The organism is Ruegeria sp. AG7 (genome assembly GCF_056541545.1).
In genome coordinates, this window is the sequence record NZ_JBQFYP010000024.1 from 16,233 (window position 1) to 35,300 (window position 19,068).

Here is a 19,068-nt window from a genome sequence, read left to right on the forward strand (position 1 = left end):
GTCGTATAGCTGAGGTATGGCGAAGAAAGCAGCCCGCAAATCAAGCGGTAAGAAAAACAAGGCATCCAGCAGGAAATCACCAACGGTGCGTCAGATACGCCGTTGGCTGACTCGTGCGGTTGCGGCAATTGCAGGAGCTTTGCTTGCGATAATCCTGTTGTATTCGGTTGTGAACCCACCTGTAACCCATACGATCTGGTCAGAATGGCGCCGATTGGGAAAGGTTGAGCGTGAATGGGTACCGATCGAGGACATGGCCCCGATCATGGCGCGATCGGTTGTGGCAGCAGAGGATGCGAATTTCTGCCTGCATTGGGGATTTGATGTAGAGGCCATTCGAGATGCGCTTGAGGATGGCGGAAATCGCGGCGCCTCGACCATTACACAGCAAGTGGTAAAGAACGTATTCCTTTGGCAGGGGCGCAGTTGGATACGCAAGGCGCTGGAAACTTCGATCACACCTGTGGTCGAGATTTTCTGGAGCAAGCGGCGCATCCTTGAGGTCTATCTGAACGTTGCCGAAACCGGGAATGGCGTTTTTGGGGTCGAGGCTGCCGCGCAACAGTATTTCAACACCAGCGCATCGAAACTGACCCCAGTTCAGGCAGCGCGGATTGCCGCCATTCTGCCGTCACCGCGCAACAGGTCAGTCACAGATCCGACGGCGCGTACGCGCAGACGGGCGGCATCTATTCTGGATGGGGCGGCCACCATCCGCGCAGATGGTCGCGCAGATTGTTTCGAGGATTGAAACCCGTCGCCTGCCAAGGCTAAATCTGTCGGGTACTCACTGGTTCGATTGGAAGCCCATGGCGCGTTTGTTTCATGTTCCCCTCTCTCCGTATTGCCGCAAGGTTCGGCTGTCTTTGGCGGAAAAGAAGATCGAGGTTGAGCTTGTCGAAGAGCGATACTGGGAGCAGGATCCCGACTTTTTGCGCCGAAACCCTGCGGGTAAAGTACCAGTATTGCGTCTGGACGGACAAATGATGTCGGAAAGCGCGGCGATCTGCGAATATATTGAGGAAACCCGCCCCGAACCATCATTAATGCCAAAAAGCCCCGAAGCCCGATACGAAGTACGGCGCCTTGTCGGTTGGTTTGACGACAAATTCCATCATGAGGTGACGTCGAAGCTGCTGTACGAACGGGTGAACAAAAAAGTGACGGGTCAGGGCTATCCTGACAGCAAGAACGTCAAACAGGGTGCTAAAGCGATCAAGTACCATCTGGATTATATGGCATGGCTGTTGGATCACCGCCGGTGGTTGGCCGGTGATCAGATGACACTGGCTGATTTCGCGGCAGCGGCGCACCTGTCGTCGCTGGACTATATCTCGGATGTGGATTGGAACCGCAGTCAGGTGGTCAAGGACTGGTATGCAAAAATCAAATCGCGCCCTGCGTTTCGCTCTATTCTTGCGGATCAGGTGCCGGGTTTCCGGCCGCCGCCCCATTACGCGGATCTGGATTTCTGATAGGGTGCGCCCGGGGGGCTGTCTGCCCCCCATCGCGCATCTGCGCGATTCCCCCCGAGGATATTTTTAACCAGATGAAGAGCGGATCTGATTTGAAGGAAAAGCTGGTACAGCAGGCCCTTGAAGAAGGGTTTGTTGCGTGCCGTGTCTGCCGCCCCTGGGATGTTCCAAAAGTTCCCGAGCGTTTGGCAGCGTTCTTGGACGCAGGGTATCATGGGCAGATGGGATGGATGGCCGAGCGGACGCATTGGCGCGGTGATCCTGAGGCCCTCTGGCCTGAGGCGCGATCAGTGATCATGCTGGCCGAGAGTTACACGCCGGAACATGATCCTACAGACGTCTTGAAGCAACGCGGCCACGGGGCGATTTCTGTCTATGCGCAGAACAAAGACTATCATGATCTGGTCAAAAAGCGACTGAAGCGCCTGGCGCGGTGGCTGATTGCCGAGGCGGGCGGCGAGGTTAAGGTGTTTGTTGACACTGCACCCGTGCCGGAGAAAGCCTTGGGGCAGGCCGCCGGGTTGGGCTGGCAGGGGAAACACACGAATCTGGTCAGCAGGGAGTGGGGTAATTGGGCCTTTATAGGGTCTGTTTTTTCAACTTTGGATATACCCGCGGATCCCGCTGAGATTGATCGCTGCGGGTCTTGTCGGGCCTGTTTGGACAGCTGCCCCACGGACGCCTTTCCGGGCCCGTATCAGTTGGACGCACGGCGGTGCATTTCCTATCTGACAATCGAGCATAAAGGCCCTGTGAAGCCTGAGCTTCGCAGAAAGCTGGGCAATCGAATCTACGGCTGTGACGATTGCCTTGCGGCTTGCCCGTGGAACAAGTTTGCGGTTGCCGCAAGCGACCTGCGCTATGCAGCGCGCGAAGATCTGGCGGCGCCTGCGCTGGAAGAGCTGGTGGCGCTTGATGATACTTCGTTCCGAGCGAAATTCTCGGGCTCACCCATCAAACGGATCGGGCGCGACCGGTTTGTGCGCAACGTGCTTTATGCCATTGGAAACTCGGGGCAGTCGAAACTGAGGGCCGCGGCCCAAAGTTTGACAGATGACCCAGATGAAACCGTGGCCGACGCAGCGCGCTGGGCGGTGGAACAACTTTCATAATTGCCGCAAACAGGCTGGACGTGTCGGCCCCAATCGCTACACCAATCTGCAGCGAACAGTAAGGAGAACCCGATGGCGCTGGCTTTGGGGGTGGATACGGGTGGAACCTATACCGATGCGGTACTGATCCGGGATGAAAAAGAGGTAATAGCCTCGGCCAAGTCCCTGACCACACGTGCGGATCTGGCAATTGGTGTAGGCAAGGCGATTTCTGCCGTTTTGGAGCAGGCAAAAGTTGCGCCGGATCAGATTTCAATGGCCTCTTTGTCCACTACATTGGCGACAAATGCCTTGGTCGAAGGGCAGGGCGGGCGCGTTGCATTGATCTATATCGGGTTCAAAGACAGCGACCTTGAAAAGCACGGTTTGAAGGACGCGTTAAAAGGGGACCCGGCCCTGGTTATGTCTGGTGGGCATTCCCATTCTGGCAGCGAAGCTGCACCATTGGATGTTGCCGCGCTGGAGCAGTTTTTAGACACTCACAAGGGGATTTCAGGCTTTGCCATAGCCGCTCAGTTTGCCACCCGTAATCCCGCGCATGAACTTGAAGCCGCGCGAATCGTTTCGGAAAGAACCGCGGCTCCGGTAACATGTTCGCATCACTTGTCGGCAAAGCTGAATGGGCCGAAACGCGCCGTGACGGCAGTGTTGAACGCGCGGCTGATCGGGATGATCGACCGTTTGATCGGGCGGGCGCAGGACCGGCTGCGCGAGTTGGGGATTATGGCCCCGATGATGGTTGTTCGCGGTGATGGGGCGTTGATGAGTGCTGAACAGGCGCGTGAACGCCCCATTGAAACGATCCTGAGCGGACCTGCCGCGTCAATTGTCGGCGCGCGCTGGTTGACTGGCGCAGAGAATGCGTTGGTGTCGGATATTGGCGGTACGACAACTGACGTGGCGTTGATCCGTGACGGTAAGCCCGCGATCGACTCGGCAGGGGCACAGGTAGGTGGGTTCCGCACCATGGTCGAGGCAGTTGCGATGCGCACCCATGGCCTTGGAGGCGACAGTCAGGTGCATGTCGTTACCGAGGGATTGCAGGGCGGTGTGTTTCTGGGGCCGCGCCGCGTTCTTCCGGTGTCCCTGATCGCCTCGGAAGCGCCCGAGATCGTTCATGCCGTTTTGGACGAGCAATTGCGGGCCACGACGGTGGGTGAGCACGATACGCGCTTTGCCCGACGCGTGCCGGGAATACGTGACGACGGTATAGATGTGCGCGAAGAAGCCCTGTTGGAGCGGTTGGGAGATCAGGTTCTGCCGATTGGTTCCTTGCTTAGGTCCCGAATGGAAAGCGGCGCATTGACCCGGTTGGTGGATCGCGGGATCGTTCAGATCTCGGGCGTGACGCCGTCGGATGCCAGCCATGTACTGGGGCGGGTGGATGCCTGGGATGCTGAAGCCGCCCGTAAGGCACTTGAATTGGTCGCGCGCAAACGGGTCGGGTCCGGGGATATGTTGGCAAGTTCCGCCGAGGCGCTGGCGCAAATGATCGTGGACCAGTTGACGGAACAGACCAGTTTGATCTTGTTAGAGGCTGCTTTTGATGAGGAACCGAACAGTTTCGGGCTGCCGCCACAGGAGTTGGCGCGGCATGTCCTGACACAGCGCGGATTGGCGCGGCATCGCGGTTTGTTGTCGCTGACCGCAGCTCTAAACGTTGATGTTGTGGGGCTTGGGGCATCAGCCCCCAGCTATTACCCGACGGTTGGTGAACGGCTGCACTGCCGGATGATCCTGCCGGAACATGCGGGCGTAGCCAATGCGATTGGCGCCGTAGTGGGACGGTTGACCTTACGGCGATCGGGCACGGTGACAAGCCCTGCCGAAGGGCGGTATCGTGTACATCTCGAGGGCGGGCCCAAGGATTTTTCCGCATCAGAAGACGCGTTGGCTTTGCTGGAAAATGTTCTGAGGTCGGAAGCTGAAGGCGCGGTGCGCGAAGCCGGTGCAGAAGATATCCGCGTGATCGTGGATCGCGACATCAAAACCGCGCGGGTCGAGGCCAATGATGTGTTTGTCGAGGCAATGATCACGGTCGAGGCAAGCGGGCGACCGCGGGTTGCGACGGGCTAGCCCCTCTGACTTGTACAGAGGGGCATGGCAGGTGGTGCATTATTCTGCGGCGCTGGCACGTTTGGGAAGAACCCAGCCCTGGCGCGGGAAGTGGCAGGTATATCCGTTCGGGATGCGCTCAAGATAATCCTGATGCTCGGGTTCGGCCTCCCAGAAATCGCCGACGGGTTCGACTTCGGTTACGACTTTTCCCGGCCACAAGCCGCTGGCATTCACATCTGCGATAGTATCCAGCGCAGTTGCTCTTTGGGCTTCATCGACGTGGTAAATCGCGGAACGATAGCTCATGCCTCGGTCGTTGCCTTGCCGGTTCACCGTGGTCGGGTCGTGAATCTGGAAGAAAAATTCCAGCAGGTCGCGGTAACTGATCTGCAACGGGTCAAACCAGATCTCGATCCCTTCGGCGTGGGTGCCATGGTTGCGATAGGTTGCGTTGGGCACATCGCCTCCGGTGTAGCCCACCCGGGTTCGCAAGACGCCCGGCAGCTTGCGGATCAGGTCCTGCATACCCCAAAAGCAGCCTCCGGCCAGTACAGCACGTTGTTCAGTCATTGGATTTCCTCCACGTGGATCAGGAATTCGGCGTAACCTTCAGCCTCCATCTCATCCCGATGGATGAACCTGAGCGAGGCCGAGTTGATGCAATACCGCAGGCCACCATGTTCTCGCGGGCCGTCGGGGAAGACATGCCCCAGATGGCTGTCGCCGTGTTTCGAGCGAACCTCGGTCCGGATCATACCATACGTCGTATCGCGAAACTCCTCCACATGCTCGTGGAGGATCGGCTTGGTGAAGCTGGGCCAGCCACATCCGGATTCGTATTTGTGGGTCGAAGCAAACAGCGGCTCGCCTGACACGATGTCCACGTAGATGCCCGGTTCCTTGTTCCCCAAATACTTGCCTGTCCCCGGTCGTTCGGTGCCGTTGCGTTGGGTGACATGAAACTCTTCGGGCGAAAGCGCCGCGATAACCGTGGGGTCTTTGGTGTAGCGTGTCATGGATCCTCCGGCTGATTTGACGTTTGAGCCATTATCTGGGGGCTGCAGGGTAGAAAGCAAAGCGATATTTCAAACAGCTCTCACAGTCGTGCAGTCGGTCAGACGCAAACATTTGGGTCCTTGCTTTAGGCCGAAGCCGTTTTGCGAGAAGGTTGGCGTGACAGCTGAACAGCAAGAATACCCAGCGTCGTGACGGTAACGCCAATTGCGTCCATCGCGCCCAGTTTTTCGCCCAATAATATGGCCGCAATCGTGACACCAAATACCGGGTTCAAAAAGTGGAACGTGGCTGCGCGGATCGCGCCGATGCGATCCAGAAGAAGGAACCAGATCAGCGTGGCCAGCAGCCCAGGAAACAGGGTTGTGTAAGTGAACGCCAATGCCAGTGGCAGCGTCGGGTGGATGTAAATGGTCTCAAAGATCGGAGCGGCCACGAACAACGTGGCGGAACCTACAAGCATCTGCAGGCCCACGACCATCATGAAATTGCCGCCTGAGGTTGCGCCGCGAACCGCGAGGGTGGCAAAGGTCAGCGCCAAAGCTCCGATGCCGCATAGCGCGACGCCGAACATGTCGACACCAGAACTGATCCGGCTGCTCATGATCAGGGCGACGCCGGTGAATCCGGCAAACAAACCCAAAATACCGAGAGGGCGCAGTTTCTCGCCAAAAATAAGCCACCCTGCCAGTGCCACCAGCAAGGGCATTGTGGACGCGATAATCGCCGCAACCGAAGCCTCGACCGTTTGCATCGCGTAAAAATTCAGACCCAAATACAGGGCATTTTGGCAGATACCGAACAGAATTGTCGCCCGCCATTGGTTCCGAGTCAGGTGCCAGCTTTGCCCCATCGCCCGGGCAATCAGAACCCCCAGAACCCCTGAGATCAAAAACCGCAGAGCCAGCGAAAACAAAGGAGATGCGTCTGCCACGATGATCCGCGCCGAGGTAAAGGCGGACGACCAGATCAGGGCAAATGTCAGCCCCATGGCTATGGCGCGCAGATCCATGGAGACCCCCTGTCACTTTGCGCGGACTGTCCCCGATTTTGTGATCGGTCGCAAGCGCTGCGCGTCATAAAAGACGCATATGTGATGACAGGAAAGTCGCCCTTATGTTTTCGTTGATTGACTGACCAATTAAAGCTATCAGCTCCGGGATCTGACATATCAAGGGAGGGTTGTCGGTGCTTCTGGAATACATTCTATCTTTTGGCGTCCTACTGGCGTTGGGCCTGGTCGCGTTCTTCGTCGTGAAATGGTGGAACCTGCGCTGCGTTGGCGTGACACCTGTTCACCTTTTCACATTCATCGCGATCCTGTTTACGTCCGGTCTGGATGTTGGCCTGATCATGTTCCCGTTGACAGAATTTGGTGGGTATGCCGAAGATCCGGCATATGCCTTTGCTAATCCACTGGCGATCGAATTCGGTTTCTGGGGTTTTCTGATCTGGGCGTTTTACTTCCTGACAGCCTTCTATTTCTGCGTGATCGAACCGCGCGTGAACTTCTTTGAGATCCCGCTGGTCAAACTGATCAACAACGTGGTCATTATTGGCACCTGCGCCTTTACCGCCAGCCTGTTCCTGATCTACCTGCCTGGCTACCTGCCAGAGGTCGGAGATGGCGAATCTGTCGTTACCACCTTCTACGTCATCGTGTTTGTGGTCATATTGGCGGCGGCATACTCGTCGACCGACCTGAAATATGTGCGGATCCTGTCGGTGGGCTCGACCTTCCTGTTCATGGCCCTGATCCTGGGAATGTGGGCGGCCGCTGGTATGGGAATGACCGGGTTTGTCGAAACCGGCAGTAACATTGGCGCCTATTTCACCAATATGCACAAATTTGTCCTGCCGCTGACTGACTACCATGCCTTCTACCTGTTCTGGTGGTTTGCGTGGTCAATCATGATTGGCCAGTTTACTTCGCGCTTTGTGGGCGGGTTGAAGACCTGGCAGTTGCTGGCGGCGTTGCTGATCTTCCCGTCGATCCCGCTCGGGATCTGGTTCACCGTTCTCTACTACTATCATCTGAACGGTATCAGCACCGCAGGGATCACCAATATCGCGATGGTAATCGTGGGCGTGACCTTTGTGATCAACTCGCTGGACTCTCTGATTAGGCTCTATACGGACAACCTGAACATGACCGCCGAGCGGTTTGGCAAGGCGACCTATGTCGCCGGCAACGTCGCGCTGCTGTTTGTCCTGACCCTGCTGTTCCAGAGCCAGTGGCTGCAAATCCAATGGATCGGAGCCGTCGTAGTCGGTCTCTACCTGGCTTGCGTGGTCTATATCCTTGTAACCAAGCGCAAAGAGGTGATGAGTATCGACGCCATGCCGGAAGATCGTGATCTGGACTTCCACAAGGTTGAGACGATTCACTGATTGTTTCTAACCTACCAAAACAAAAGCGGGCCTCGACATCGGGGCCCGCAGCCGTGTTTTGGCGCTGCCCGGTTCGCGCCTCATTCCGTGTCGAGACGATATTTGAGGAAGCTGTGGCCAGAGTAGTCTACTTGCCCAACAAAATACGCGCCGAGTTTAGTCATTGCGCGCAGTTTCGTGCGTGAAGGCGGCAGCAAGAATGTCACGAACGGAATACGATTGTCCTGCTTTGCGAATGCGATGGCCTGACGCGCTATTTTGGCACCCAGTCCAAATGCACTGGGCTTCAGGACCAGCCCGAAATCCCACTCTTCACCTTCTTTTTGAAAACCGCCCCATCCCACATATTGTCCGCGGTGCAGAATTGCCCAATGACCTAGGTCGTCCCGCGCCCAACACGACTCTTTCGCATGAACGAAACTGGCGACTGTTTCCTCATCCCAATCCTGCGTCAGGAGAGGCATGTGTTCGGCAAGAATTGGATTTCTCATATGCGCCAGTATCTCAGGTGCTGAGACGAGGGGCAGTCGCGTGAAGGTAATATCCTGTTCCATAGAACTGGGATTTAGCGGGCCGAGCAGGAAATCAAAGGGTTGTCCGAAAAAAACGTGCCAAGGACATCCAGCGCTGAATTGTAGCCTTTAGTCACAACCTAATGCCTTATGACCTAGTTACGCGGGCCGTAGGATGTAAAGTTCAGGCACAAAAAAAGGGGCCGCGTAACCGCCACCCCTTTACATGGTTCCAAGCGCTTTGGATCAGCCGTTCACGCTGTCTTTCAGTGCTTTCGCGATGGTCATTTTCACAACCTTGTCGGCTTCTTTGGTGAAGGTCTCACCGGTTGCCGGGTTGCGGACCTGACGCTCAGGGCGTTCGCGGCAGTAGATTTTGCCGACGCCAGGCAGGGTCACTGCACCACCTGCGGAAACTTCGCGCGTGATCAGGCCGGTGATGGCCTCAAGCGCAGAGTTCGCGGATTTCTTATCGGTTCCCATTTCCTCAGCGAGAGCAGCAACCAGCTGAGTCTTTGTCATAGGTTTTGCCATTTCTTGGTCTCCTTAACGTGCCCGATCTATAGGGCCTCACCGCGTAACTGTAACGGGATATTGTGGCCAAACACAACGAATAGTAGCGCAGAAACCCCTAAAAATATGGGGAAAACGTTGCTTTTTTGCGTCAGAGGAAGGCAGTTTCATCGAAGGAACGCAATTTCCGGCTGTGCAAACGCTCTAACGGCATGCCCCGCAGGTGCTCCATGGCGCGTATCCCGATCATCAAATGACGGCTGACCTGGGTGGTATAAAAGGACGACGCCATGCCCGGCAGCTTCAGTTCGCCGTGCAGGGGTTTGTCCGAAACGCACAACAATGTGCCGTAAGGAACGCGGAAGCGATAGCCGTTCGCGGCGATGGTGGCGCTTTCCATATCCAGCGCGATGGCCCGCGACTGGCTGAGGCGCTGAACCGGCCCGGATTGATCGCGCAGTTCCCAGTTGCGATTGTCGACCGATGCAACCGTACCCGTCCGCATGATCCGCTTCAGTTCATACCCTTCCAGCTCGGTCACTTCGGCCACGGCGCGTTCCAGCGCGACCTGAACTTCGGCCAGGGGCGGGATGGGCACCCAGACCGGCAGGTCATCATCCAGAACCTTGTCATCCCGTAGATATGCATGGGCCAGAACGAAATCGCCCAATGCCTGCGTGTTGCGCAATCCGGCGCAATGGCCAACCATCAACCACGCGTGCGGGCGCAGAACCGCGATATGGTCGGTCGCAGTTTTCGCATTCGAGGGGCCGATTCCGATGTTCACCAAAGTAAGACCCGAACCATCTTCACGCTTCAGATGATAGGTTGGCATTTGCGGCAGTTTCAGCGGTTGCTCGATTTCTGCGTCCGGCTCCGTGATCTCAACATTCCCGGTCGAGACAAAGCTGGTATACCCGCTGCTGGGATCAGCCAACTGCTCACGGGCGTAGTTCTCGAATTCCGAAACATAGAACTGATAGTTCGTGAACAGAACGTGGTTCTGAAAATGCCGGGCATCCGTCGCTGTGTAATGTGCCAGTCGCGCAAGTGAATAATCGACGCGCTGGGCAGTGAACAATGACAAGGGCCCGACGGCGTCTTCATGATCGTGCACGCCGTTAACGATGTCGTCATTCGTGGTGGTCAGATCCGGCACGTCAAACACATCGCGCAGGGTGAAAGCAGCCGCCCCCTGATGCGGCACAACCAGACCTGACGTATTCGCCACGGCAAAATGCACCGGAATAGGTGTGTCCGACGCTGCAATCGTCACCGGTTGGTCGTGATTCTTGATCAACAGGGCAATCTGCTGGGTCAGGTAGGACCGGAATAAATCCGGGCGCGTTACGGTTGTAGCGTGAACACCGGGTTCCGCCACATGCCCAAAACTCAGGCGGCTGTCGACTTGAGCATAGGTCGACGTCATTATGCGAATCTCGGGGTAATAGGCCCTGTATCTGGCGGTTGGTGCTCCATTTTGCAGTACCTTCGAGAAGCTGTCGCACAGAAATTCTGTTGCTTGAGTGTAAAGCTCCTCCAGTCGCGCAACTGCGGCTGCGGGATCGGTGAACTGTTCTGGCGAAAGGGCCTCAGGTGTCAGGAGTGTCGTCATGCCAAGGGTTCCAGAAGATCAATTTTTTTGAATGTGCGCACGTCAACCAGCCCGAGATCAGAGATCCTGAGTTCCGGTATGACGACCAACGCCAGCAGCGAATGTTGCATATATGCGTTGTTCAGATTGCAGCCACATTCCTGCATGGCTTGAACCATCCTGTCCGCCTTGGCCGCAACTTCAGCGGCCGGGCTGTCGGACATCAGACCGGCAATGGGAAGTTCGACCATCGCCAGTTCCTGGCCGTCCCGGAAGATCGTGATGCCGCCACCCACCTCGGCCAGTCGATTCGCGGCCAGCGCCATCTGTTCACGGTCCGTGCCGACGACGATCATGTGGTGACTGTCATGTGCCACGGTCGAGGCCATGGCCATTTTTCCCTGATATCCAAACCCCGAGACAAAGGCATTGGTGACGCCCCCTGTCGCCCGGTGTCGTTCGACCAGTGAGATCTGACATACGTCACCCTCACCTTCAACAAGCCCGCCGATAATCGGCAATTCGGCTTTCAGCGCTTTAGTGGGGGCCTGGTTTTCTACCACGCCAATGACGTTGGCCCTTACCTTGTTTGCGCCCTTCGGCGCCGTGATCTCAAAATCGGTCGAGGTCAGCGCATGCTTCAGATGAACCGTGCGACGTGCCTTGTCGGGCCAGTTTAGATGGGGGCAATCAACCTTGATCACCCCGTTTTCCGCGACAACCTGCCCGCGCGCTATGACCAGTTCGACCGGCAATTCGGTCAGGTCAGAGCTGAGGATGATATCCGCCCGTCGTCCCGGCGTGACCGATCCAATCTCGCGTTCCAGACCGAAATGCGTGGCGGTGTTGATCGTCGCCAACTGCACGGCAACAAGCGGGTCACAGCCGCAGGCAATGGCGTGGCGCACGACGCGATTCATATGCCCTTCATTGACCAGCGTTGCAGAGTGGCAGTCATCCGTGCACAGGATGAAATTGCGCGCATCCAGGCCTTTCTCGGTTACTGCGGTAATCTGGCTTTCAACGTCATACCAGGCCGAGCCCAACCGCATCATCGAACGCATTCCTTGACGAACCCGTGCGATGGCATCCGCTTCGCAGGTGCCTTCGTGGTCATCGGCAGGTCCGCCAGCCACGTAAGCCGCAAAATCAGGCCCTAAATCAGGGGATGCGTAATGCCCGCCAACAATCTTTCCTGCCCGCTGCGTGGCCGCAATCTCGGCCAGCATCTTGGGATCGCCGTGAATCACGCCGGGGAAGTTCATCATTTCACCCAAGCCGATGATCCCGGGCCATTTCATCGCCTCGGCGACGTCTTCGGGGGTGATTTCATAGCCTGTCGTCTCTAACCCCGGTGCAGACGGCGCGCAGGAGGGCATCTGAGTGAAGATGTTGACCGGCTGCATCATTGCTTCGTCATGCATCATGCGCACACCATCCAGCCCCAACACATTGGCGATCTCGTGCGGGTCGGTGAACATACTGGTTGTGCCATGAGGGATCACCGCGCGAGCAAACTCGGCGGGGGTCAGCATCCCCGATTCGATGTGCATATGCGCGTCGCATAAGCCGGGCAGGATATAGCGGCCTTGCGCGTCGATAACCTGTGTCTCTGGTCCGGTACAATGCGAGGCGTCTGGACCGACAAATGCAATCCGGCCTGCGGCGATTGCAACAGAATGGTTCGGCAGCAGTTCGCGGCTGTGCACATTTACCCAAGTCCCACCCGTTATTACCGTATCTGCTGCCTCACGTCCGGCAGCAACTGCGATCAATTTGGGGGCGACATCGGGCCAAGTTGGGAAGGGTGTGTTTTCCATGGCTCAACTTTCACGAATGCGCGCGCGGGTGCAACCCCGGTTCTTCACTACTGCCGACGGATCACAATCCTGCAAATCTGCCCAACCCGGCCATCGAAAGCTGACATAGGTGCCGACAGCGCCCAGGAACCCGTCGAGTTTACGTTTCGGACCCGAATTCTCGCCGTATCCAGTTCGCAAAGGTGACGGCCCCGGGCGTATCCTCAGCCTGAGGGGAGAGCAGCAGATAATACGCCTCGGGCATCGGGGCGCGATGCTCAAATGGTGCGATCAGCCGCCCCTGATCGATCAGGTGACCCGCGATGGTGTCATGGGCCAGGCACAGGCCACCTCCGGCCATCGCGGCTGACAAACAAACCAAATAGGTTGTTGCGTAGGTAATAGAAGGATTCTGCCAATTCAGACCCTGATCTTCCGCCCATGTCGCCCAGTTGATCAAAAGGTTGGAACAGTCGAACAGGGGTTTATCCTGAAGGTCTTGCAGACACACCTGATATCCCGGCGCGCAGACGGGATAGTAATATTCAGAGCGCAGCATTTCTGTCCGGGTCGTATCAGAGGGTCGAAGGGAAAACCTGATCTCGACCGCTGCGCCTTCGGCCATCTCGCGCGGCTCCCACAGTTCGGTGAAGATGTTCAGCTGAACATCCGGGTGTTCCGCCCGAAATAACGGCAGGCGCGGGGCCAGCCAGTTCACGGCGAAACTGATGTTGCACTGAACCTGTACCGCGTTCTGTTGCGCGCCAGTAACCGCCTGAGTGCCCCGTATCAGCGTCCGAAACGCCTCGCGCACCACCGGCAAATAGGTGATCCCGGCCTCTGTCAGCTCAAGCGCCTTCGGGCGTCGCAGGAACAATGGCTGACCCAGATGACCTTCCAGCGATTTGATCTGCTGACTGACCGCACTTTGCGTCATGTTCAGATCCCGCGCCGCGTCGGTGAATGACAGATGGCGGGCTGCGGCTTCGAATGTGCGCAGCCAGCCCAGCGGGGGAAGCCTGTTTTGCATCGACATAACTCCGGCATAAGTTCAGCTAATGGGATAGTTGCGTTTTTTTCGTTGGTCAAATTGCCGGACCAAATGCAGGCTTTGGTCATTCGCAGTTGTCAAAGGACTCCACACATGAGCCTCACTAGCCTTCGCCCCAATATCGATCATTGGTCAGAACGTGTGGACATGGCCGCAACCTTTCGCTGGACAGCCCGGCTGAATATGCACGAAGCCGTTGCCAACCATTTCAGCCTTGCTGTGAACAAAGACGGGACGCAGTTCCTTATGAACCCCAATCAGGCGCATTTCTCGCGTATTCGCGCGTCTGATCTGTTGCTGTTGAACGCCAACGATCCGGATGTGATGTCACAGCCCGGTGCACCTGATCCCACGGCCTGGGGCCTGCACGGCTCGATCCATCGCCATTGCCCACACGCGCGCTGCGTCATGCATGTGCATTCGATCTTTGCAACTGTTCTGGCCTCACTGGCCGACAGTACGCTTCCGCCAATCGATCAGAACACTGCGACCTTCTACAATCGCTACGTTGTTGACGAAGAATTTGGCGGGTTGGCTTTTGAAAGCGAAGGAGAGCGGTGCGCCGGGATGCTGGCTGATCCGAAAAAGAAGGTCATGATCATGGGCAACCACGGGGTTCTGATCACCGGTAGCGACCCTGCAGATACTTTTAACAGGCTCTATTATTTCGAGCGCGCTGCCGAAACATACATCCGGGCACTGCAAACAGGTCTGCCCCTGCGGGTGCTGTCGGATGAGATTGCCGAGAAAACAGCGCAGGAACTGGACGACTACCCTGATCAGGCCGAAGCGCATCTGCGAGAGATCAAGGCAATACTCGATGCAGAAGGCTCAGATTACGCAACCTGATGCAAGACAGAGTGACCGACATGCGAGATACCGCGCAGGACCCCGAAGCCGCCCGCTGGCATTACCACCCCGACGGGCCAGTAGGCCTCAATCCGCTGTTCAGTTGGCCGCCGCGCCCATCCGCCGTGCTGAAATGGTACGGCGGAGCGTGGTTGCAAATCACCGCCCTGACCCTGTGCATGACTTTGGCCGTCATCGCCTATGCGTTCTTTTTCCCTGCGTTAGAGACGATGAAGAGCTTTGCACCCGGCTGGATGTTCAGGATTTGGTTTCTGAACATGGTGCCGCAAACTCTGATAGCAGGAAGCCTGCACTGGTGGCTGTACATGCGCAAAGGGCAGGGGATGTACAAAAAGTTCGATCGAAGAGACCTGACGCGGGACAACGGAACATTCACATTCCGCAATCAGGTCTGGGATAATATCTGGTGGACGCTGGGCAGCGCCATGACGGTGGCGACCATTTACCAGTGGGTCATCTTTTGGGCGATGGCAAATGGCTGGGTTCCGACGATTACCTGGGCCAGCGCGCCGGTGTGGTTTGTGGTTTGGATGCTGTTCATTCCCATGTGGTCCGGCCTGCATTTTTACTGGGTGCACCGGCTGGAACATCATCCCAGGCTTTATAAACATGTGCACGCGGTCCATCACCGCAATGTCAATACCGGGCCGTGGTCAGGGATTTCGAATCACTGGTATGAAAACATGCTGTATTTCACGACGTATTTCATCCACCTGATCGTGCCATCCCATCCGCTGCATGTGTTGTTTCACAGCTCGTTCCAGCAGGTCAGCCCGATACTGTCCCATTCTGGGTTCGAGAAGATAAAGGCCGGTGAGACCGAAGCCGCGCGGGCGGGCGACTTTTTTCACCAGCTCCACCACCGGTATTTCGAGTGCAACTACGGCACATCCGAAATTCCTTTCGACAAGTGGTTTGGCACCTATCACGATGGCTCGGCCGAGGCGACGACACGCACGCGCGCTTACAAAAAGCAGATGTATACTTGACGCGGCTGGACCTGTCCGGGGCCTAAACCCGTTCGAACAATGCAATGAAGGCCGTGTCATCCTTGTTTGGACCTGCGGCAAGATCACCGTAGATGCGAACCTCGGGCAGGGTCAGGTTGCGAATCTGATCCTGTTCCAGTTCGTGCAGCTTGCCCTTGAAGCCCATCTTTTCGAAATGGTGGGCGTTTATTGACAGGGCGAACGTCGCGCCTGACCGTGCGACGCGAAGCAGGGCGGGTAATACTTCGGGACCCAGATGGCCATGCGTGAACGTGCCAGATGACACGATGCCGGAGTAGCTGTCAGGCGGAACCGGGATGCCATGGGTCAGGTCAGCCTCGATCGCGTCCCGGTAGATATCCTTGCGCATAGCCTGTTCCAGCATTTCCGAACTGATATCCGTGGCATCAATCGGCCCAACGCCAAGCCCAGACAACACCGCGCCGCATAGGCCCGTTCCCGCACCGACATCCAGAACCGGCCCCTGACCGCCCGCGCCCACAAACGCCCGTGCGGTATGGATATGAAGCTGATAATCCTCACGCGCGGCAAAGCTGTCGTCATAATCCCCGGCCCATTCCGCATAAAGGCGTTTGTTTTCGTCCGGAGAGCTCAGCGCGTAGGCAGAATGCAGGTCTGGTTTCTTTTTGCTCATATCCACAGAAAGGCGCATCAGAAGATTCGATTCAAGTGCGTCCATGCGGCGCTTGCATCCCGATGCGCTGAAGCCCATCAACGGGGCATGACCAAGACACTCTTCTCATTTGGCCACGGCTATTCTGCGCAGGCCCTTTCCCGAATTCTTGCCCCGAAAGGCTGGCAGATTTTTGGCACCACACGAGATGGCGAAGGCGCAGATGCGATACGTGCCTCTGGCGCGGACCCGCTGATCTGGCCCGGTGAGGTCCCAAATCTGGATGGGGTGACGCATTTGCTGATCTCAACGGCACCGGGCGAGGCGGGCGATCCGGTACTGGCGGCGCTGGGCGATGAGATCCGAAAACGGACAAGTCAGTTCACATGGGTGGGCTATTTATCGACAACGGCTGTTTATGGCGATCATCAGGGCGGCTGGGTTGACGAAGACACCCCGCCAACACCGACCGCCAAGCGTGGAAAGTGGCGCATGCTGGCTGAAGAGCAATGGGCGGCTGTGCCGGGCCTGCCTGTTCACATCTTCCGTCTGGCAGGGATATACGGCCCAGGTCGTGGGCCGTTCTCCAAGCTCACACGCGGTGGGCTGCGGCGCATCATCAAGCCGGGGCAAGTGTTTTCGCGTATCCACGTGGATGACATTGCGCAGGTTCTGCAAGCCTCGATGACAAGGCCGAATCCGGGCAGTGTTTACAACGTATGCGACGATGAACCTGTCCCGCCACAGGATGTCATCGGGTATGCCGCCGAATTGCAGGGGCTTCCTCTGCCCCCGGCGGTTTCATTTGACAAGGCTGACCTGACACCGATGGCGCGCAGTTTTTATAACGAGAACAAACGCGTCCGAAACGACCGGATCAAGGATGAGTTGGGTGTCGAATTGATCTATCCAAACTACCGGGTGGGGTTGGAGGCGCTGATGAAGGACCGGTAGGTTCTTTACTGCGCGGCTGCTTTAATCATATCCGAGGCTTTTTCCGCGATCATTATTGTTGGCGCGTTTGTGTTTCCCGATACCAGCGTTGGCATCACCGACGCATCAACCACACGCAGCCCCTCGATCCCCCGCACCCGGAGTTCAGGATCCACAACCGCCAGATCGTCGGTGCCCATCTTACAGGTGCCAGCCGGGTGATAGATCGTGTCGGCACGGGCGCGGATATGCCCCTCCCAATCGGCGTCGGATTTCGCCGTATCGGTTCCGAACATCTCTTTGTGCCGATATTTGGCCAAAGCCGGCGCTTGCAGGATGTCTCGCGTCATTCGCGCGCCTTTGATCATGGTGTCCAGATCTCGTGCATCTGAAAGAAACCCCGGATCGATGACAGGCATTGCCATTGGGTCCGCGCTGCTCAGGCCAACGGTTCCCCGACTTTCCGGGCGAAGCTTGCAGATATGACAGCTGTACCCGTAACCGTAATGCAGCTTGCGGGCGTGATCATCGACCATTGCGATGGTGAAATGCAGCTGGATATCCGGGCGTTTCAACTCGGGTGAGGTCTTCAGAAACGCCGCCCCTTCGGCAAACGGTGTGGCCGCCATTGACACACCGGTCTTGCGCCACTGACGGATGTGCTTCAGCAGTCGCACCGCTGCTGTCGCGCCGATCCCAAAGTTGTTCGTGTCTTTGGTTCGGTAGGTCAGCGTAAAGTCGAGGTGGTCCTGCAAATTCTGCCCCACACCCGGCATTTCATGCAGAACAGCGATCCCGTGCGTTTCAAGATCAGCGCTTGCTCCAATCCCTGAGACTTGCAGCAGTTGAGGTGTTTTTAATGCTCCCGCGCACAGGAGAATCTCGCGCGTGGCGGTAACGGTGGTGTCTGCCTTTTTGCCTTTGACCCTGAAAACAACGCCAGTTGCGCGCTTACCCTGTAAGACCAGCCTTTTCGCATAGGCATGTGTAATGACCGTCAGGTTCGGGCGGTTGGCAATCGGGAACAGGTAACCCGCAGCCGCTGAGCACCGCTCTCCATTCTTTGAAGGGTCATGATACTGCGTTACCTGGTACACCCCGACACCTTCGTTATCGCCTCGGTTGAAATCTTCAGTGTGGCGATGTTGGAGTTGCTGCGCGGCTTCAATGAACGCGCGGGTGATCGGGCGAGGTTCTTTTTGCTGTGACACCTGTAACGGGCCTTTGTCACCATGCCAGCTGTCTGCACCAAGCTCATTGTTCTCGGACCGTTTGAAATACGGCAATACGCTGTCCCAATCCCAGCCGTCGCAGCCCAGATCGGCCCACCCATCATAATCCTGCCGCTGACCTCTGACATAAAGCATCGCGTTGATCGCGCTCGAACCACCCAGTGCTTTACCGCGGGGTTGATACCCCCGGCGTCCGTTCAACCCGAGTTGCGGTATGGTTTCAAAAGCCCAGTTGTTGATCTTGGGGCGTCCCGGAAGGGTTGCCACGACAGCTGCCGGCACCCTGACAGTCAGGCCCTTTCCGTTCCCGCCTGCTTCGAGCAGGCAAACGCGTGAAGCCGGGTTCTCGCTGAGGCGGTTTGCAAGAACGGATCCTGCCGACCCGCCGCCCACGATGATATAGTCGAACTGCATGCTGGCTTCCCTACTATCAGAACCATTGATGCGCTGGTCCGCTGTTCGTCATCCGAGCCAGGCTTCCCTGAGACTGCGTCAATTGAGTGAAAAAACAATTGTGACTTGAAGTCAGTTTCCAAGTGTTCTTCGACATTCAGCGAAACGGTACGCCCGCGTCGATCGAAAGACTCAAGACGGATATCAATGTCGTCGTTTGCTGTCGGGGCCGACGATTCCAGCCAAAGCGCAGATTTCACCCACTTCTTCTGATGAGCCTGCACCTTAAGTGGCTGGCGGAAATCGCAAAATAAACGTTTAAGTATTTGAGTTATAATAATTAATTTAGAATTTAGTGAGAAAAGCAAAGTTTTTTCAAAATGGGGGTTGCGGGTAGGGATTCTAATCCGTAAATACCCCTTCACCGGCGCAGCTGAGGTTGGCCTGACGGACTGGAAAGACGGTTGAGACGCACCGGAGAGACGGTGGGCATCTGAG

18 protein-coding genes are annotated in these 19,068 nt (G+C 56.9%); 8 read left to right on the forward strand and 10 right to left on the reverse strand.

Features of this window, described 5'->3' with window-relative positions; all coding sequences use genetic code 11:
* Positions 1-16 precede the first annotated feature (16 nt).
* The 4 genes from mtgA to ACR0BF_RS18995 all read left to right on the forward strand — a co-directional run bounded on the left by mtgA (position 17) and on the right by ACR0BF_RS18995 (position 4,663).
* Entirely contained in the window at positions 17-751 is a 735-nt protein-coding gene (gene mtgA / locus ACR0BF_RS18980) for a monofunctional biosynthetic peptidoglycan transglycosylase (protein WP_480474601.1), read from the forward strand.
* A 58-nt stretch (positions 752-809) separates the two neighbouring features.
* Positions 810-1,475 (forward strand): FtsZ-binding protein FzlA, encoded by a 666-nt coding sequence (fzlA, locus tag ACR0BF_RS18985; protein ID WP_480474603.1) that lies wholly within the window; start codon positions 810-812, stop codon positions 1,473-1,475.
* Between the two features lie 74 nt (positions 1,476-1,549).
* Positions 1,550-2,587 carry a tRNA epoxyqueuosine(34) reductase QueG gene (queG, locus tag ACR0BF_RS18990; RefSeq protein ID WP_480625554.1) on the forward strand — a complete coding sequence of 346 codons (1,038 nt, stop codon included), beginning with the start codon at positions 1,550-1,552 and terminating at the stop codon, positions 2,585-2,587.
* A gap of 72 nt (positions 2,588-2,659) precedes the next feature.
* The gene (locus ACR0BF_RS18995; RefSeq protein WP_480474607.1) at positions 2,660-4,663 is read left to right on the forward strand and encodes a hydantoinase/oxoprolinase family protein; all 2,004 of its coding nucleotides are present in this window, start codon (positions 2,660-2,662) and stop codon (positions 4,661-4,663) included.
* 39 nt (positions 4,664-4,702) lie between these two features.
* Here ACR0BF_RS18995 and msrA read toward each other — a convergent pair whose 3' ends face one another.
* The 3 genes from msrA to ACR0BF_RS19010 form a co-directional block, all read right to left on the reverse strand.
* Positions 4,703-5,215 (reverse strand): peptide-methionine (S)-S-oxide reductase MsrA, encoded by a 513-nt coding sequence (msrA, locus tag ACR0BF_RS19000; protein ID WP_480625555.1) that lies wholly within the window; start codon positions 5,213-5,215, stop codon positions 4,703-4,705.
* Positions 5,212-5,661: a peptide-methionine (R)-S-oxide reductase MsrB gene (gene msrB / locus ACR0BF_RS19005; protein ID WP_480474611.1), complete on the reverse strand. Its 450-nt coding sequence runs from the start codon at positions 5,659-5,661 to the stop codon at positions 5,212-5,214. The genes msrA and msrB overlap by 4 nt, the downstream gene beginning before the upstream one ends.
* 125 nt (positions 5,662-5,786) lie before the next feature.
* Positions 5,787-6,671, reverse strand: a complete 885-nt coding sequence (locus tag ACR0BF_RS19010; protein WP_480625556.1) for a DMT family transporter — start codon at positions 6,669-6,671, stop codon at positions 5,787-5,789.
* Positions 6,672-6,853: 182 nt separating this feature from the next.
* Between ACR0BF_RS19010 and ACR0BF_RS19015 the strand changes: the two genes are divergently transcribed.
* On the forward strand, positions 6,854-8,050 hold the full coding sequence (locus ACR0BF_RS19015) for a BCCT family transporter (RefSeq protein WP_480476874.1): 1,197 nt from the start codon (positions 6,854-6,856) through the stop codon (positions 8,048-8,050).
* 80 nt (positions 8,051-8,130) lie between these two features.
* On the opposite strand, the gene ACR0BF_RS19020 is transcribed toward ACR0BF_RS19015, so the two are convergent.
* The 5 genes from ACR0BF_RS19020 to ACR0BF_RS19040 all read right to left on the reverse strand — a co-directional run bounded on the left by ACR0BF_RS19020 (position 8,131) and on the right by ACR0BF_RS19040 (position 13,498).
* Complete coding sequence (locus tag ACR0BF_RS19020) at positions 8,131-8,604, reverse strand: GNAT family N-acetyltransferase (protein WP_480625557.1); 474 nt, start codon at positions 8,602-8,604, stop codon at positions 8,131-8,133.
* Positions 8,605-8,808: 204 nt separating this feature from the next.
* On the reverse strand, positions 8,809-9,096 hold the full coding sequence (locus ACR0BF_RS19025) for an HU family DNA-binding protein (RefSeq protein ID WP_117871130.1): 288 nt from the start codon (positions 9,094-9,096) through the stop codon (positions 8,809-8,811).
* Positions 9,097-9,226: 130 nt separating this feature from the next.
* Positions 9,227-10,690, reverse strand: coding sequence for an AMP nucleosidase (locus tag ACR0BF_RS19030; protein WP_480625558.1), 1,464 nt, complete (start codon positions 10,688-10,690; stop codon positions 9,227-9,229).
* Entirely contained in the window at positions 10,687-12,489 is a 1,803-nt protein-coding gene (gene ade, locus ACR0BF_RS19035) for an adenine deaminase (protein ID WP_480625559.1), read from the reverse strand. The genes ACR0BF_RS19030 and ade overlap by 4 nt, the downstream gene beginning before the upstream one ends.
* Positions 12,490-12,628: 139 nt before the next feature.
* Positions 12,629-13,498, reverse strand: a complete 870-nt coding sequence (locus ACR0BF_RS19040; protein ID WP_480625560.1) for a LysR family transcriptional regulator — start codon at positions 13,496-13,498, stop codon at positions 12,629-12,631.
* A gap of 114 nt (positions 13,499-13,612) precedes the next feature.
* On the opposite strand from ACR0BF_RS19040, the gene ACR0BF_RS19045 reads away from it, so the two are divergent.
* Together ACR0BF_RS19045 and ACR0BF_RS19050 are read left to right on the forward strand one after the other, a co-directional pair.
* Positions 13,613-14,368 carry a class II aldolase and adducin N-terminal domain-containing protein gene (locus ACR0BF_RS19045; protein ID WP_480474622.1) on the forward strand — a complete coding sequence of 252 codons (756 nt, stop codon included), beginning with the start codon at positions 13,613-13,615 and terminating at the stop codon, positions 14,366-14,368.
* Between the two features lie 20 nt (positions 14,369-14,388).
* Positions 14,389-15,378, forward strand: coding sequence for a sterol desaturase family protein (locus tag ACR0BF_RS19050; protein WP_480625561.1), 990 nt, complete (start codon positions 14,389-14,391; stop codon positions 15,376-15,378).
* Positions 15,379-15,400: 22 nt separating this feature from the next.
* Here ACR0BF_RS19050 and ACR0BF_RS19055 read toward each other — a convergent pair whose 3' ends face one another.
* On the reverse strand, positions 15,401-16,033 hold the full coding sequence (locus ACR0BF_RS19055; RefSeq protein WP_480474626.1) for a class I SAM-dependent DNA methyltransferase: 633 nt from the start codon (positions 16,031-16,033) through the stop codon (positions 15,401-15,403).
* An 87-nt stretch (positions 16,034-16,120) separates the two neighbouring features.
* On the opposite strand from ACR0BF_RS19055, the gene ACR0BF_RS19060 reads away from it, so the two are divergent.
* Positions 16,121-16,966, forward strand: coding sequence for an SDR family oxidoreductase (locus ACR0BF_RS19060; protein ID WP_480625562.1), 846 nt, complete (start codon positions 16,121-16,123; stop codon positions 16,964-16,966).
* 5 nt (positions 16,967-16,971) lie between these two features.
* Here the strand turns inward: ACR0BF_RS19060 and ACR0BF_RS19065 are convergent, their stop codons facing one another.
* Positions 16,972-18,591 (reverse strand): GMC family oxidoreductase, encoded by a 1,620-nt coding sequence (locus ACR0BF_RS19065; RefSeq protein WP_480625563.1) that lies wholly within the window; start codon positions 18,589-18,591, stop codon positions 16,972-16,974.
* Positions 18,592-19,068 lie beyond the last annotated feature (477 nt).

What these genes read in the sequence shown, in the direction of transcription:
- ACR0BF_RS19010 (WP_480625556.1), bottom strand. Translation starts at nt 6,671, where the DNA reads ATGGATCTGCGCGCCATAGCCATGGGGCTGACATTTGCCCTGATCTGG.
- mtgA (WP_480474601.1), top strand. Translation starts at nt 17, where the DNA reads ATGGCGAAGAAAGCAGCCCGCAAATCAAGCGGTAAGAAAAACAAGGCA.
- ACR0BF_RS18995 (WP_480474607.1), top strand. Translation starts at nt 2,660, where the DNA reads ATGGCGCTGGCTTTGGGGGTGGATACGGGTGGAACCTATACCGATGCG.
- ACR0BF_RS19045 (WP_480474622.1), top strand. Translation starts at nt 13,613, where the DNA reads ATGAGCCTCACTAGCCTTCGCCCCAATATCGATCATTGGTCAGAACGT.
- ACR0BF_RS19065 (WP_480625563.1), bottom strand. Translation starts at nt 18,591, where the DNA reads ATGCAGTTCGACTATATCATCGTGGGCGGCGGGTCGGCAGGATCCGTT.
- ACR0BF_RS19030 (WP_480625558.1), bottom strand. Translation starts at nt 10,690, where the DNA reads ATGACGACACTCCTGACACCTGAGGCCCTTTCGCCAGAACAGTTCACC.
- msrB (WP_480474611.1), bottom strand. Translation starts at nt 5,661, where the DNA reads ATGACACGCTACACCAAAGACCCCACGGTTATCGCGGCGCTTTCGCCC.
- ade (WP_480625559.1), bottom strand. Translation starts at nt 12,489, where the DNA reads ATGGAAAACACACCCTTCCCAACTTGGCCCGATGTCGCCCCCAAATTG.
- ACR0BF_RS19020 (WP_480625557.1), bottom strand. Translation starts at nt 8,604, where the DNA reads ATGGAACAGGATATTACCTTCACGCGACTGCCCCTCGTCTCAGCACCT.
- ACR0BF_RS19040 (WP_480625560.1), bottom strand. Translation starts at nt 13,498, where the DNA reads ATGCAAAACAGGCTTCCCCCGCTGGGCTGGCTGCGCACATTCGAAGCC.
- queG (WP_480625554.1), top strand. Translation starts at nt 1,550, where the DNA reads ATGAAGAGCGGATCTGATTTGAAGGAAAAGCTGGTACAGCAGGCCCTT.
- ACR0BF_RS19055 (WP_480474626.1), bottom strand. Translation starts at nt 16,033, where the DNA reads ATGAGCAAAAAGAAACCAGACCTGCATTCTGCCTACGCGCTGAGCTCT.
- ACR0BF_RS19050 (WP_480625561.1), top strand. Translation starts at nt 14,389, where the DNA reads ATGCGAGATACCGCGCAGGACCCCGAAGCCGCCCGCTGGCATTACCAC.
- msrA (WP_480625555.1), bottom strand. Translation starts at nt 5,215, where the DNA reads ATGACTGAACAACGTGCTGTACTGGCCGGAGGCTGCTTTTGGGGTATG.
- ACR0BF_RS19025 (WP_117871130.1), bottom strand. Translation starts at nt 9,096, where the DNA reads ATGGCAAAACCTATGACAAAGACTCAGCTGGTTGCTGCTCTCGCTGAG.
- ACR0BF_RS19060 (WP_480625562.1), top strand. Translation starts at nt 16,121, where the DNA reads ATGACCAAGACACTCTTCTCATTTGGCCACGGCTATTCTGCGCAGGCC.
- fzlA (WP_480474603.1), top strand. Translation starts at nt 810, where the DNA reads ATGGCGCGTTTGTTTCATGTTCCCCTCTCTCCGTATTGCCGCAAGGTT.